This window comes from Zobellia sp. OII3 (genome assembly GCF_002211465.1).
Taxonomy (GTDB): Bacteria; Bacteroidota; Bacteroidia; order Flavobacteriales; family Flavobacteriaceae; genus Zobellia; species Zobellia galactanivorans.
In genome coordinates this window covers 1-16,420 of sequence record NZ_MWRZ01000014.1, presented here as the reverse complement: position 1 = coordinate 16,420, position 16,420 = coordinate 1, and the positions used below count along the sequence as shown (strand labels likewise).

Here is a 16,420-nt window from a genome sequence, read left to right as displayed (position 1 = left end):
TTTTACATATGAGCGAAAAAGAACAAAAGCAGAACCAGATCAATATTGAACTTGATGAGAAAACGGCCGAAGGTATTTATTCCAATTTGGCTATTATCAATCATTCGGTTTCTGAATTCGTAGTAGATTTCATTAGTATGATGCCTGGTGCGCCAAAGGCCAAGGTGAAAAGCCGTATTGTGCTTACGCCCCAACATGCCAAGAAGTTCTTGAAGGCATTAAATGACAACGTGAAGCGTTTTGAGAGCGCCCATGGAACGATTAAAGATTATGAGCAACCTCCTATTCCGATGAATTTCGGTCCCACAGGGGAAGCTTAAACGCATAAAAAATGCCCTCTACAAATAGAGGGCATTTTTTTTTGTTCGGTACTTTTCTTAATCGAATTCGGAGACAAAATGCAATTTAACGCTTGGGTATTTCTGTTGTGTCATCTGCAATGAGAATTGAGAATCGGCCAAGAATACCAATTGACCGCGCTTGTCTTTCGCCAAAAATTTTTGTTTTACCCTTTTGAATTCCTTGAACTCATCGTTTTTTGGGTCCTCGGCCTGTACCCAACAGGCTTTGTAAACGGGGAAGTTTTCATAAGTGCACTTCGCCCCATACTCGTGTTCGAGGCGGTATTGGATTACTTCGAACTGTAGGGCGCCAACGGTACCGATAACGCGTCTTCCGTTTAGTTCTAGGGTAAACAATTGCGCCACACCTTCATCCATCAGCTGGTCGATACCCTTGTAAAGCTGTTTTGATTTCATGGGGTCGGCATTGTTGATATACCTAAAGTGCTCAGGGGAAAAACTAGGAATACCCTTGTAGTGAAGGGCTTCCCCTTCGGTTAAGGTGTCGCCGATCTTAAAGTTGCCCGTATCGTGTAGACCCACGATGTCGCCGGGATAGGATATGTCGACAATCTCTTTTTTCTCGGCAAAAAAGGCATTTGGGCTCGAAAATTTCATTTTTTTCCCGTTTCTCACATGTAGATAGGGTTTGTTTCGCTCAAAAGTGCCCGATACGATTTTTATAAAGGCCAAACGGTCCCTGTGCTTGGGGTCCATGTTGGCGTGTATCTTAAATACAAAACCCGACATTTCCTTTTCATTGGCCTCAACCAGTCTTTCTTCCGCTTTTTTGGCGCGTGGGGAAGGGGCGATTTCAATGAAACAATCCAATAACTCGCGAACTCCGAAATTGTTCAAAGCAGAACCAAAGAAAACCGGTTGTTGCTGACCTTTTAGATAACTTTCTTTATCGAAAGGGGGGTAAACACCATTGACCAAATCGAGGTTATCGCGCAATTCCTCGGCGGCCTTGTTGCCGATAATGTTTTCTAGTTCGGTACTTTCCAAAGAATCAAAGGCAATGGTTTCTTCAATATTTTTTTTGCTGTCTCCACTAAAGAGGTTGATGTTCTTCTCGTAAATATTGTAAATACCTTTAAAATCATAACCCATACCGATCGGAAAACTCAAAGGGGTCACCGATAGGCCAAGCTTTTGTTCCAGATCGTCGAGCAGGTCGAAAGCGTCTTTACCTTCCCTGTCCAATTTGTTGATGAATACGATCATCGGTATGTTGCGCATACGGCATACCTGTACCAGTTTTTCGGTTTGTTCCTCAACGCCTTTGGCAACATCGACTACAACGATGACGCTATCTACGGCGGTCAGGGTTCTAAATGTATCTTCGGCAAAATCTTTGTGCCCGGGCGTATCAAGTATGTTTATTTTTTTGTCCTTATATATAAAGGCGAGTACGGATGTAGCAACGGAAATACCTCTTTGGCGTTCTATTTCCATAAAGTCACTGGTGGCCGTTTTCTTTATTTTATTGTTTTTAACGGCACCTGCCTCTTGAATGGCCCCTACGAACAACAGTAGTTTTTCGGTTAATGTGGTCTTACCGGCATCGGGGTGGGATATGATTCCGAAAGTTCTACGTCGTTGGATTTGTTCTTTAAAACTCATGAAGAAAATTTGTGCAAAAATACATTAAATTATAGTTTATCTAGAGGGGAACGGCGCTTAAAAATAAAGTCCTTCTTTTTGATGTGGAGTTTGTTCCATCAACCTTTTACGGGCAGATTGTGGTGTGTCGACCAACTACGGAAAAATTCGATATGCTGTTATTGATGTTTGATTTCTAGCGTGTTTCGTCGGAGTCTAAGTTCGTCAAACCGATTTGATGTGCTCGCTTCACCGAATATATAGGTCTTTAGCGGATAAATCATAATTTCTGGAATCAAAAGAATTTGGAGATCTAAATATTAGATATATCTTGCATCCATATTGGAGTATCCCAACTTCTTACTACATACGTTTTAAACCTGCAGGCCATGGTGATTAGTTTAATAAAACTAAACATTTATGGAAAACTTTACCCTATTAAATTTTAAGAACGGTGCTTTTAAGGCCGTTACCTATACCTTCGCCCTTGCTATTTTGGGTGTGGGGTCTTCTTTTGCCAACAATGGCCCCGTAGAGGGAGCCAATGGCAAAGAAGCTCAAAAAATAAAGTCCACTCTCGTGTTGGAAAACAGTCTTACAGGGTGTGCCGAAGAAGATCCTGAAGAAATCAGGGCAGGTGATTTTGGTTTTGCCAATGGCGTAACCGATGGTAGCCTATCTGCCACGAACGTTGATTTAAGTGCTAAGTGGGGGCTTCCCGCTGGTAGTGTTTTGGTAAGCGTAACCGGGGCAAGCACTAAAAATTCAGGCGGACTCTTCGAGGTGCACCAAGGCCTTCCGGTTACCTTTTCCTTTTCGGGTACCGTACCTGTAAAACTGATAGCGGAGCATTCGGCTAGAGTCGATGCAAACCATAGGGATGGTATTGTTGCTCTTGATAACGCTATGTATGTACAGACAACGGCGCTTCCCGCAGGAATCACCTCTGATAACGAGACCAATGATTATTTTGTGGAAAATACAACAGTTTCGCCTATTACCGGCCCTGAACGTTTTGTTTGGGAATCCCAAGGTTTGGCTAACGAAATCCAATTCTATACGACTTCCCATTTTCCGATAAACGGAATCCGTATAACTGCAATTCCGGTTGTATGTCCTGATACCGATGGTGACGGTGTACCTGATTCCACCGATTTGGATGATGATAACGATGGTATTTTAGATACCGAGGAAGACCCTAATACCGATGGGGATGACGATCCTTTGACGAATCCTTTGGATACGGATGGAGATGGCATACCTAACCATTTGGATATCGACTCTGACGATGATGGTATTCCTGATAACGTAGAGGCCCAGACCACTGATGGTTATATCGCGCCCAACGATGACGATGCGGCAACTTATGAGGCCAACGACGGATTGAACTCGGCCTATCCTGACGGGTTAACACCTGTGAACACCGATGGTGAGGATACACAAGATTACATAGACCTTGACAGTGATAACGATAGTGTTCCCGACAACAACGAGGGTAACGATTTCGATTTCGATGGTATCCCTGATCAAAACTATACCGGAAACGATGCCGATGGCGATGGATTGGATGATGGTTACGAAGGAAGCGATATCAACGATGGCTTTGATGTGAATGATGAAATCGATGATCCTGCAAATGATCTTCCCGATACCGATGGTACCGAAGATGTAAACTATCGTGATTTGGACGATGACGGTGACGGCATCGATACTCCCGATGAAGATGTGGACCAAGACGGAGACCCGACCAATGACGATACCGATAATGACGATACGCCAAATTACTTGGATCCTACCGATGACACCCCCACGGATACCGATGGTGACGGTGTACCTGATTCTACCGATTTGGATGATGATAACGATGGTATTTTAGATACCGAGGAAGACCCTAATACCGATGGGGATGACGATCCTTTGACGAATCCTTTGGATACGGATGGAGACGGCATACCTAACCATTTGGATATCGACTCTGACGATGATGGTATTCCTGATAACGTAGAGGCCCAGACCACTGATGGTTACATTGCACCGAACGATGACGATGCGGCAACTTATGAGGCCAACGACGGATTGAACTCGGCCTATCCTGGCGGGTTAACACCTGTGAACACCGATGGGGCTGATACAGAAGATTACATAGACCTTGACAGTGATAACGATAGTGTTCCCGACAACAACGAGGGTAACGATTTCAATTTCGATGGTATCCCTGATCAAACCTATACCGGAAACGATGCCGATGGCGATGGATTGGATGATGGTTACGAAGGAAGCGATATCAACGATGGCTTTGATGTGAATGATGAAATCGACGATCCTGCAAACGATCTTCCCGATACCGATGGTACCGAAGATGTAAACTATCGTGATTTGGACGATGACGGTGACGGCATCGATACTCCCGATGAAGATGTGGACCAAGACGGAGACCCGACCAATGACGATAGTAACGGAAACGGTACGCCAAATTACTTGGATCCTACCGATAACAATCCGAATCCTGACGATACCGATACCGATGGTGACGGAGTGCCGGATAGGGTAGACTTAGATGACGATAATGACGGTATATTGGATACTGTAGAAGATCCTAATACCGATGGTGATAACGATCCTTTGACCAATCCTTTGGATACGGATGGTGACGGCATACCTAACCATTTGGATATCGACTCTGACGATGATGGTATTCCTGATAACGTAGAGGCCCAGACCACTGATGGTTACATTGCACCGAACAATGACGATGCGGCAACCTACGAAGCCAATAATGGATTGAACTCGGCCTATCCTGATGGATTGATACCGGTAAATACCGATGGGGCGGATACGGAAGATTATATTGACCTTGATAGTGATAATGATTTGGTGTTCGATAATAATGAAGGGAACGATTTCAATTTTGATGGTATCCCTGACCAATCGTACACAGGTATTGACACGGATGGAGATGGACTTGATGATGGTTACGAAGGAAGCGATGTCAACGATGGCTTTGATGTCAATGATGAAATCGACGATCCGGCAAACGATCTTCCCGATACCGATGGTACCGAAGACGTGAATTACCGTGATATTGATGATGATGGTGACGGTATCGATACTCCTGACGAAGATGGAAATGGAAACGGTAATCCAACCGACGATGATCTCGATGGTGATGGAATCCCTTCATATCTTGATCCAGAGGAGGATACCGATATTGTAGTGATGCAAATGGTAACACCTAACGGAGATGGTAAAAATGAATTCTTGTGGATTGAAAATGTCGATAAGGCATTGAACAATAGCCTTAAGATATTCAACCGATGGGGAGTGGCAGTTTACGAAGGGGAAGATTACAATAACCAGAACAATGTTTTTGACGGTAGGTCAAAAGGAAGATCCACTATAAGTGGCGCAGACTATCTACCTGCCGGTGTATATTTCTATATCTTTAAGTACTCCACTGTAAACAAGCAGAATATAACTGATAGTGGTTATATTTATATCAGTAAATAATCTATAAAGTAGGCATGATTATAAAAAACAAGCTACTAGCGGCCCTATTCTTGGTGTTGGTCTATTGTCAAACGGCTTCCGCCCAGCAAGATGCCCAATACACTCAGTACATGTTCAATACGATGAGCGTTAACCCAGCCTACGCGGGCTCTAGGGGGCAGCTCAGCATCGCGGGCCTTTACAGGTCACAGTGGGTAGGTTTAGACGGTTCGCCCGAAACCTTTACCATTAACTTGCATTCTCCCATTCGAAATAGTAATGTGGGATACGGCCTGTCGGTAGTAAACGACAAAATAGGGGAAGGAACCGTTCAGGAAACGTATATAGACGGATTGATTTCTTATTCAATCGATGTTTCCCTTAAAGGAAAACTATCTTTTGGCCTAAAATTGGGGGGTAACATCCTGAACCTCGATTTTGAACAATTACGACAGCGACCAGGGTTTGAAGAAGCCGTAGGAACGGATAATATTGAAAACAAGTTTTCCCCGAACGTTGGTTTGGGTATGTATTATCACACCAATAAGTTTTATGCCGGTCTTTCCGCACCCAATTTATTGGAGGTAGAGCATTTTGATTCTGCCGATTCCGATGCCAATCAAATCGACTTTTTGGCAAAAGACCGTGTGAACTTCTATTTGATTACCGGTTACGTATTTGATTTGAACGATAACCTCATGTTCAAACCGGCCCTTTTGACAAAGGTCGTCGGTGGTGCACCTCTTCAGGTAGATGTGTCGGCCAACTTCCTCTTTGCGGAAAAGTTTTCCTTCGGAGCCGCTTACAGATGGGATGCCGCAGTAAGTGCCTTGGCAGGATTTCAGATATCTGACCAAATTATGTTAGGTTTGGCCTATGATAAAGAAACAACCGACTTTGGCAGTACACAATATAACTCAGGGTCTTTCGAAATTTTTCTAAGATGGGAATTGGTGAAATCCTTTGAAAAACTGGTTTCTCCTCGTTTCTTCTAAACCTTATATCTTATGATAAAAAAAATACACATTCTATTTGTTTTGGTCTTTTTGATGGGTGTTAGTGGTTTTGCCCAAGAAAAATTAATAACCAAAGCCAATGAAAAATATGACGAGTACTCCTTTAGTCCGGCTATCGACATTTACAAAAAAGTGCTCGATCGCGGATATGTTTCGGCAGACTTATTAAAGAAACTGGGGAACTCCTACTATTATAATGCAGATTACGAAGATGCTGCCAATACCTATAAAAGGCTGGTAGATGAATATCCTGACGAAACGGGTCCTGAGTATTACTTTAGGTATGCCCAAACCTTGAAGACTTTAGAAGATTATGAAACTTCCAAAGTAATAATGGCGAAGTTTCTAGAAGTCACTTCAGATGATGTTAGGGCCAATACCTACAAAAGCGAAGAAGACTATTTAAACGATATCAAGAAAAATTCCGGTAGGTACAACGTATTGCCATTTCAATACAATTCACCTTACTCCGAGTTTGCCCCGTCTTTTTACAAGAAGGGACTCATCTTTTCTTCGGATAGGGATACCGGTAACTTTGCGCGCTACCGTCACACCTGGAATTCAAAAGACTTCTTAGACCTTTACAAAGTTAATGCCGATAGTGCCTCCAATGGATTCGTAACCAAGTTGGGCGATCAACTTAATACGAGATTGCACGAGTCTACATCGGTAGTTACCAAAGATGGTCAAACACTTTATTTTACCCGTAACAATTATAAGGAAGGTAAATATGTAAAAGATGGTAATGGAATCATTCGTCTTAAGATCTTTAAGGCGGTTATGTCTGAAGAAGGGCTTTGGTCTAATATAGAAGAACTGCCTTTTAATAGCGATGATTATTCCATAGCGCATCCTACATTGAGCGCTGATGAAAAAACATTGTATTTTGCTTCCGATATGCCCGGCTCATTTGGGGAGTCCGATATTTTTAAGGTAGCCATAAATGAAGATGGAAGCTATGGAACGCCTGAAAATCTAGGGGACGTAATCAATACGGAAGCTAGGGAAACCTTTCCTTTTGTAACCAGTAAGGATATTTTATACTTCTCTTCCGATGGACATCCAGGACTGGGTGGTCTTGATATTTTTGCAACGAAGATAGACGATGGAAGGTTCGATGGCACCGTAATGAATGTAGGGGAGCCCGTTAATGGCCGAATGGACGATTTTACGTTCATCTTTGACGAAGATACCCGAGAAGGTTACTTCGCCTCAAACCGCTCGGAAGGTCAAGGAGCAGATGATATTTATGCTTTTCTTGAAACTAAACCACTACTTATCGACTGTGAACAAGCTGTATCTGGGGTCGTAAGGGATAAAATATCCAATGAGCCCTTGGTTGGGGCTTCTGTAAAGGTTATTGATGAAAATAACGAAGAAATTATGTCTGCCATCACCGATGCGGAAGGTAAATATAATTTGACCGTAGACTGTACCCAGGGCAATTTTGTAAGGGCAATGACCGAAGGTTATATACCTTCCGAAGAATACTTGGGAAAATCTGATGGAGCACCTAAAACTATCGATTTCTTCTTGGAAAGAAGCTCTATCAGTGCCGGATTTGGAGATGATTTGGCCAAGTTGTTACAACTTAGTACCATCTATTTTGACTTCGATAAGTACAATATTCGAAAAGATTCGGAGATAGAAGTGGAAAAAGTTATTGCGGCCATGGAGAAGTATTCGAGTTTAAGAATCAAGGTGAACTCGCATACCGATAGTAGGGGGAAAGATTCGTACAACCTATGGCTTTCCCAAAAGAGGGCAGAAGCTACGGTCAACTATATGATCAGTAAGGGTATTGCCAAAGAGCGACTGGAAGGCGAAGGTTTTGGGGAAACCAAACTCATAAACAAATGCGCCAATGGTGTAAAATGTTCCGATAAGGATCATGAGCTGAACCGACGTTCCGAATTTATCATTCTCGAATAGAACAATTAAATATACCAACTGTAAAAGGCCGCTATCCAATAGCGGCCTTTTTTGATGGATATTCCCGTGTTTTTATCATAAGGTAGTTGGTCGATAAAGGCCTTAATGTAGCTTCATGGGCCATGTTGAAAATCGACAGACACTGTAAAACTGGCCTCACGTGTTACCAATTCTTTACTTCACAACAATTTTGATGGTAGCGGGCTAGAGACCGGTATATTTGTTTGATTATTAGGTTGATTCGATTCTTTTTGGATGGTTTTGGCCCTTTACAGATATATTAAATGTTTCATAATAACATAAGGTACTTCTACATTTTTATAGCGATGTTGTTCTCGTTACAGCTGTTCGCGCAAGAAACCTATAGGGACAATTTTAGCAGTGTTTCTTACTCCAACAACAATGGTAGTTCCAACTTTAGTACGGATTGGATCGAAACAGGGGACACGAATGGTGGACCGGCAAGTCAGTATATTCGAATAAGTACTAACCGGCTCGAGCTTTATTATATTTGGTCGGAAACCATACGTCGATCGGCCAACTTAAATGGTGCGGCAACGGCAACCCTAAGTTTCACTTATGGAGCCATAAGCCTTACGGGAGGCGCGGCACTCGGCGTGGAGGTTTCCAATAATGGCGGGGCGTCTTATACAACAGTGGGGACGATTAGTGGAAATAATACTTCAGGGACCTTCAGTCGAGATATTTCAAGCTATATTTCGGCGACCACAACCATTCGATTGGCAAAATCTGGAACGAATTGGAGTAATAACGATTATGCCCTTATTGATAATTTTCTGATTACGGCAACTTTTCCGCCACCACTACCTGTAATTGAAATAGATGATGTTACGGTAGATGAAGATGCCGGTAATGCTACTTTCATCGTTAGACATACAGGGGCAAATGCCACGGCGCCATATACTTTAAATTATCGAACGGTAAATGGTTCCGCTATCGATGGTAGCGACTACACCTCTAGAACAGGTGTTTTGAACTTTAATGGATCTACAGGTGATACCGAAACCATAACTGTTCCTATTCTTGACGATGGAACTATGGAGAATCCCGAAAATTTTACGGTGGAATTTACCTTGTCATCCGATTCCCAGATAGACATTAGCGATACGGCTACGGCTACTATTATAGACGATGACGCCTTAATTATGACCAATGGGGGTAATGCTACCACATGTAGTGATACTTTTTTTGATCCGGGCGGACTTTCAAATTACGACAATAACCAAGATATGACGTATACCATATGTCCGGATACGGCCGATACGTACATTAATATCAACTTTTCCAGTTTTGAAATCGTTTCCGGTGATGTTCTTTACATTTATGAAGGTTCAAATACGAGTGGAACGCTAATAGGGCAGTACGATAGTGCTAACGTTCCTACGAGTATTAACTCTTCCCATTCATCAGGATGCTTAACTTTTAGGTTTGTTTCCAATGGAAGCAATACGGGAGCTGGTTGGGAAGCTGAAATCAATTGTTTTCCTGACGGACCGATTATTGTAATTGACGATATTACTTTTGATGAAGATGTAGGTAATGCCGTATTTACGGTAAGGTCGACACGAGCGGCCCATGGAAGAAACATTTTCTTGTTTGGATTCGTAGAAGTTCCTTTTACGGTCGATTTTAGGACCGTGGACGGACTTGCATTGGCAGGAAGCGATTATACCGCAAGCTCCGGCACATTGACTTTTACGGGAGAGCTGAACAATATTCAGACCATATCGGTGCCTATAGCCAATGATGGTGTACCCGAATATGCCGAGGATTTTGATATAGAGTTTACCGGAGCCAATGCTCAGTATGCCGTAGTGAACTATAATGAAAAAGGGAAAGGTACCATCAACTCACAAATCTTGGCAAATGACCCTTTGACCTTGTTTCAAGAATTTGATGGGTATTACGATTATACCACCACGGGAGGTACGTTGCGTACCAGTCCTAATGGGGCTAGTCCTTGTGCGGTTACTACATCGTCGTCCAATAGTTTGGTATCCCCTGTTCCGGCAACGGCGTCAGTAGAACGGGCTTATTTGTATTGGTCGCATTCTAGTACGGTACGGGATCCCGATGTAATCTTTGAAGGACAGAGTGTATCGGCTAATTTTTTGTATCAAACTTCGTTGGGTAACAGAAACTTTTTTGGGTATGTGAGTGATGTAACCACAATTGTTCAAGGTATATCTAATTTATCGGGTAACGTCTTCGATTTTAGTGGTCTTACGATTAATAATACGGGAGAATATTGTACTACAAGTACGGTGTTAGGGGGCTGGGCGCTAATGGTGTTTTATGAAGACCGTTCCTTGCCGGCCGTAAACATTAACTTATATCAAGGTTTTGACGGATTAAGTAATGACGGTAACTCATTTACCTTAGATTCGTTTTATGCCATTTCTGGCACTGGAGCTAAAGCTTCTTTCTTATCATGGGAAGGCGATCCGGATCTTAATGGTTCAAGTTCGGGTTCTACCAACCCGGAAGAACTGTCCATTACCAACCAGCGTAACCAAAACTTTATACTTACGGGCGATGGTGGCCAAACCGGTAATAACTCTTATAATTCTACAATTTACGATAACACTGTAGGGCCACCCGTTTATAATAATGCCAGTACCTATGGTGTAGATTTAGATACCTATGATATCTCCTCATTTATTCAAACTGCGGATAGTGAGGTAACGGCCAACGTAGATGTAGGTCAAGATTTTGTTATTTCCGCAGCTGTAATCTTAAAAGTTCCATCAAATTTGATTGCAGGACGTGTTTTTGAGGATGTTAATTATCCTGGAGGTCCGGGTCGAAACCAATTGACTTCGGGCGGGATAGGAATTTCGGGGGCAATCGTAGAACTCTTCGATTCCTCGGGCAACTTCATCCAAAGAAAAAATACCGAGGCGAACGGGAATTACTCGTTCGGGGGGATGGCCGATGGTGACTACTTTGTAAAGGTGGTAAGTTCGACGGTAAGGTCCACAAGGGACAATGGGGCCAATTGCTCGAATTGTTATCCGGTACAGACTTATAGGACCGAAGTCGTTTCTAGCAGTATTGTAGATGTCATTAATGAGGTTGGTGGGGCCGACCCAAAAGCAGGGCAAGATGTATCGCTAGGTGTTTTTAACAATGCACAGAGTATATCACCGGTTGAAGTGGCAGGTAATGGTGTCGTGGGAATCGATTTCGGCTTCAACTTCAATACCATTGTGAATACCAATGAAACCGGACAAGGTTCATTGACCCAATTTATTAAGAATTCCAATGGTATAGGTGAAGTAGGCTTAGATATTGAAGCTAATGGTCTATTTGATCCGGGAGCTGGTGAAGATACCTCAATTTTTATGATACCCACTACCGGAGATCCCTTGGGCAGAACGGCCGACACTAATTTTGCTAACGGATATTTCAATATTACCATGTCAAATCCCAATGAATTTCCTATTGTATCCGGTACGAATACGGTTATCGACGGTCGTACGCAAACGGCTTATTCGGGAAATACCAATGCGGGAACCGTAGGTTCCGGGGGAACAGGGGTTGGCGTTTCGAATACCATTTTACCTGATTTCGATAGACCTGAAATTGAACTTTATAGCGCAAATGGCGATGTCCTCCAATTGAATGGCACCAATGTGGAAGTACGTAATATTGCCGTTCGTGCGGGTGATAATGCCGGAGTAAAGGTTGAAGGTGGTTCGGCTACCGTATCGCATAACTTATTAGGAGTCAATGCCCTTGGTAATGCATCTGGTGATATTGATTATGGGGTAGAAGTTACAGGTGGTATAACGACCATAGAGGGCAACTACATTGCAAGAAACACTGATGAGGGTATTTTGGTCAACGGAGGAACGTCTACCGTTATTCAAAACAACCATATAACCGATAATGGAAGCAATGCGTGTTTTGATAATATAAAAGTAAGTGGGGGATCGGGTATTTTGATCCAACAGAATTTAATAGATAGGGCAGCTTCCTTAGGAATTGATGGCGAAGGAATTTCGGGTGGACTCACGATTACGGAAAATACAATAGTAAATTCAGGCCAAGACGGTGGTAAGTGTACCGGAGATGATGCCAATGCCGGCATTCGTCTCGATGGAAGCAATTCTACCCTGACCCAGAATATAATCGCTTCAAATGGAGGCGCCGGTGTTGTTCTTGGAGGGGGGAATACCTCGGGCAACCTAATTTCTAGAAACGCTATTTATGCGAATGGAACCGCTAGTCCGGCATTAGGTATCGATTTAGATGCATCCGACAGTATGGGAGATGGGGTCACTATTAACGATTCAGGTGATACCGATAATGGCCCTAATGGACTTCTAAATTTTCCGATAATCACTGGGGCTTATCTTTCCGGAACCAATCTTGTCATTGAAGGATGGTCAAGGCCAGGGGCAACTTTAGAACTGTTTGCAACCGACATTAATGAGGGGTCTGCCGCCATTGGAGATAATAAGTTGGGAATGACATACGATTATGGTGAAGGACAAATATATCTTGCCACTATGGTCGAAGGTGGCCCGATAGACACCGATTCACAGGTTACGACCTATACCGATGATGACAATAATACCGATAACACCAATAAGTTTAAGTTCAGTATACCTGCTCCGCCAGGTATTAGCCTAGGGAAATCGGTAACTACAACGGCTACCTTGGCCAATACTACTTCTGAGTTTTCTCCCCTAAGCATTGTTAAAGCGTATACCGTAATTACAAACCGTAGAATAACCTACCGGGTAAAGAAGAATTAACAGCTTGTTCTCGCTTTCGGTTAGGGATGGATCATTAATCTTTCAAAGTTGGTTTTCGATACTTTTTTGCGCCTTATTTTGAGGTCAAAAAAAGATGTAAATACAAACTATTTGATCCATTTTCAAGATTTATCGACCTCTGCAATACAGCGATATAATTGAACTTATCGACGAGTGGCACAGAAAATATATATATCGACACCTCATTTTTCCCTACGTATACATTAGTAATTAACACTTATACAACAATTATTTTCAGTTGGTAACACTAAGGTTAATTTTGTAAACGTAATTGGATCATTTTCAATGGGATTGCTTCGATTCACCCCAAAAACTGAATAGCTTAACCAAACAAGACAACAGGTTTTAATTCAAAAACCGAGTGGCATTTAGGATGTCTCTACATCCTCTTCACTATATCAAAATGCACGTAAAATGTGTAATGTCCAGAAAGGTGTTCAGCTTTTATTTTTTTTGAAAAAGAAACAGTTCACTATGTCTGTTGTCAGCTCGCATAGTAATCACAAAAAGTATTGGACGATACGATATTAAACAAAGTGATGGTCATGAAAAAAATAAGTATAATCCTCGTTTTTTTAATCTCCGGATTAACATTTGCACAGACTACGGTCAATTTAGAAGACCAATGTAACTGTGAAGTGTTAAGCGGTGTCGATGTTACTGCACCGGGAGTGGCTACTCCTGCAGGAGCCGATCTCGGAGATATTTATGTGAATACCGATACCGGTACCATTTATTTTTGGGATGGCGATTCTTGGGAATTGACATCATCCGATGACCAACAGCTTCAGAGTTTTACTTTTGATAATGGAACAGGGGTACTTTCGCTAACCCTTGAAAACGGAGGTACGGCAACGGTGACTTTGCCTGTTGAGACTATTACGACCTTATCGGGAACGGCGCCCACAGGGAATGCCATAGGTGTTTACGAGAATGAGAATGGCGATATAGTAACCATTAACGAAACCATAACGGCTATAAGCGATGCTGGTGATGGCAATGTAACTTTTACAAACGAATCTGGAGCAACGGTAACAGTCGCCAAATCGGATATCACGGACTTAGGAGGGGGACTTTATAGGTTTACCAATGGCGACGGAACGGATGTGGATATCAACACGAACGGCATCGCCATAACCGATGTTATCGCCGGTAATCTGATCGCCACGGTAACCGAGGCCGATGGAAGTGTCACCGAGATCGACGAGACGATAACGGATATCACGGGTACATCGACTACAGGAAACGAAATAGGTATTTACGAAAAGGAAGATGGTACTACCGTCTCTATCCAAGAGAGCATTGTACGTATCGAGGACCGTAACGACGGCAATATTACTTTGGTCGATGAGACCGGAACCGATGTAACAGTCGCCAAATCGGATATCACGGATCTAGGAGGGGGACTTTATAGGTTTACCAATGGCGACGGAACGGATGTGGATATCAACACGAACGGCATCGCCATAACCGATGTTATCGCCGGTAATCTGATCGCCACGGTAACGGAGGCTGACGGAACGGTGATTGAAATAGACGAAACGGTTACGGATATCACGGGTACATCGACTACAGGAAATGAAATAGGTATTTACGAAAAGGAAGATGGCACTACGGTCTCTATCCAAGAGAGCATTGTACGTATCGAGGACCGTAACGACGGCAATATTACTTTGGTCGATGAGACCGGAACCGATGTAATAGTCGCCAAATCGGATATCACGGATCTAGGAGGGGGACTTTATAGGTTTACCAATGGTGACGGAACGGATGTGGATATCAACACGAACGGCATCGCCATAACCGATGTTATCGCCGGTAATCTGATCGCTACGGTGACCGAGGCCGATGGAAGTGTCACCGAGATCGACGAGACGATAACGGATATCACGGGTACATCGACTACAGGAAACGAAATAGGTATTTACGAAAAGGAAGATGGTACTACCGTCTCTATCCAAGAGAGCATTGTACGTATCGAGGATAATAATGACGGGAACATCACTTTGGTCGATGAGACCGGAACCGATGTAATAGTCGCCAAATCGGATATCACGGACTTAGGAGGTGGACTTTATAGGTTTACCAATGGTGACGGAACGGATGTGGATATCAACACGAACGGCATCGCCATAACCGATGTTATCGCCGGTAATCTGATTGCCACGGTAACCGAGGCCGATGGTACTACCACGCAAATCGACGAAACGATTACTACTTTATCTACTGCTGATAACGTAAATTATGTGTATTCATCCGAAAACGGAACTACAACAAGTTTTGATGGTACCGATGATCAAGAAGCAACCGAGGTGAACTTAACAACACCTTTGGACGTTGATGGAGATAGTGTAGACGAAAATACGGTAGAAGAGGCTATTGCCGATTTAGCTGCGAATAGTAGTGATAACCAGAATTTGACCGGAGCCACTTTAAGTGGAACAAATCAATTACAGATTGAGATTGAAAGAGGGAGTTCAACAAGTGTCGATTTATCATCGCTTGTAGAAACCGTAATCGCCGGAACAGGTGCGATTTCAGTGTCGGATGATGGCGATGGAAATTATACGGTAAATTCAACAGATCCTGATGAGGATGCTACTAACGAACTTACTTTGTTGGGCAATGGAGCTCCGTCCGTAACCCCGAGCAATAGTGGGGTTACCTATGTCGATGAGGTAGCGGGACAATTATATGTTTATGATGGAAGTACATGGAATGCCGTAGGTGGAAATGCGAGTCCTGATTTAGATGGAGACCCCAATAACGAGATCCAAGATCTAGAGGATGTAATAGGGGAGGACCCAAGTGCTGGCAACCAGGCCATCACGAACTTGGCCGACCCAACCGCTCCACAGGACGCGGCCACTAAGGCCTATGTGGATGCCTTGGATACTGACGATGCCGATGCCGACCCAAATAACGAGATCCAAGATTTGAGCCTTACGGGGAATATCCTAAAGGTCACGAATAATACAAGTGCCACTGATATCGATTTGTCCCCATACACGAATACGGATACGCAGGACCTGTCGATCGACGCTACGGGAAAAACGATTTCCTTGGTAGATGGCGGTTCGGTAACGGTCGATACGGACGATGCCGATTCGGACCCGAACAACGAGATCCAAGATCTAGAGGATGTAATAGGGGAGGACCCAAGTGCTGGCAACCAGGCCATCACGAACTTGGCCGACCCAACCGCTCCACAGGACGCGGCCACTAAGGCTTATGT

7 protein-coding genes are annotated in these 16,420 nt (G+C 43.3%); 6 read left to right on the top strand and 1 reads right to left on the bottom strand.

Translation table 11 applies throughout. From position 1 onward, the window contains the following. Positions 1–8 precede the first annotated feature (8 nt). Entirely contained in the window at positions 9–320 is a 312-nt protein-coding gene (locus B4Q04_RS20655; RefSeq protein WP_013992025.1) for a DUF3467 domain-containing protein, read from the top strand. A gap of 57 nt (positions 321–377) precedes the next feature. On the opposite strand, the gene B4Q04_RS20650 is transcribed toward B4Q04_RS20655, so the two are convergent. Continuing rightward, positions 378–1,967, bottom strand: a complete 1,590-nt coding sequence (locus B4Q04_RS20650; protein WP_088697961.1) for a peptide chain release factor 3 — start codon at positions 1,965–1,967, stop codon at positions 378–380. A gap of 399 nt (positions 1,968–2,366) precedes the next feature. Here B4Q04_RS20650 and B4Q04_RS20645 point away from each other — a divergent pair, with 399 nt between their 5' ends. The 5 genes from B4Q04_RS20645 to B4Q04_RS20625 all read left to right on the top strand — a co-directional run. Next, positions 2,367–5,453 (top strand): gliding motility-associated C-terminal domain-containing protein, encoded by a 3,087-nt coding sequence (locus B4Q04_RS20645; RefSeq protein WP_088697960.1) that lies wholly within the window; start codon positions 2,367–2,369, stop codon positions 5,451–5,453. A 14-nt stretch (positions 5,454–5,467) separates the two neighbouring features. Then, a complete protein-coding gene (locus B4Q04_RS20640; RefSeq protein ID WP_013992022.1) occupies positions 5,468–6,427 on the top strand; it encodes a type IX secretion system membrane protein PorP/SprF in 960 nt (319 codons plus the stop codon). Positions 6,428–6,439: 12 nt separating this feature from the next. Next, positions 6,440–8,380, top strand: coding sequence for an OmpA family protein (locus B4Q04_RS20635; RefSeq protein ID WP_013992021.1), 1,941 nt, complete (start codon positions 6,440–6,442; stop codon positions 8,378–8,380). 284 nt (positions 8,381–8,664) lie between these two features. Beyond that, positions 8,665–13,164: a Calx-beta domain-containing protein gene (locus tag B4Q04_RS20630; protein ID WP_088697959.1), complete on the top strand. Its 4,500-nt coding sequence runs from the start codon at positions 8,665–8,667 to the stop codon at positions 13,162–13,164. Between the two features lie 566 nt (positions 13,165–13,730). Beyond that, positions 13,731–16,420 (top strand): beta strand repeat-containing protein (locus B4Q04_RS20625; protein ID WP_133087855.1); only part of this gene is annotated, 2,690 nt, incomplete at its 3' end.

Bases quoted from the DNA above. Each gene is read 5' to 3' on its own strand.
- B4Q04_RS20655 (WP_013992025.1), top strand. From the start codon at position 9: ATGAGCGAAAAAGAACAAAAGCAGAACCAGATCAATATTGAACTTGAT.
- B4Q04_RS20650 (WP_088697961.1), bottom strand. From the start codon at position 1,967: ATGAGTTTTAAAGAACAAATCCAACGACGTAGAACTTTCGGAATCATA.
- B4Q04_RS20645 (WP_088697960.1), top strand. From the start codon at position 2,367: ATGGAAAACTTTACCCTATTAAATTTTAAGAACGGTGCTTTTAAGGCC.
- B4Q04_RS20640 (WP_013992022.1), top strand. From the start codon at position 5,468: ATGATTATAAAAAACAAGCTACTAGCGGCCCTATTCTTGGTGTTGGTC.
- B4Q04_RS20635 (WP_013992021.1), top strand. From the start codon at position 6,440: ATGATAAAAAAAATACACATTCTATTTGTTTTGGTCTTTTTGATGGGT.
- B4Q04_RS20630 (WP_088697959.1), top strand. From the start codon at position 8,665: ATGTTTCATAATAACATAAGGTACTTCTACATTTTTATAGCGATGTTG.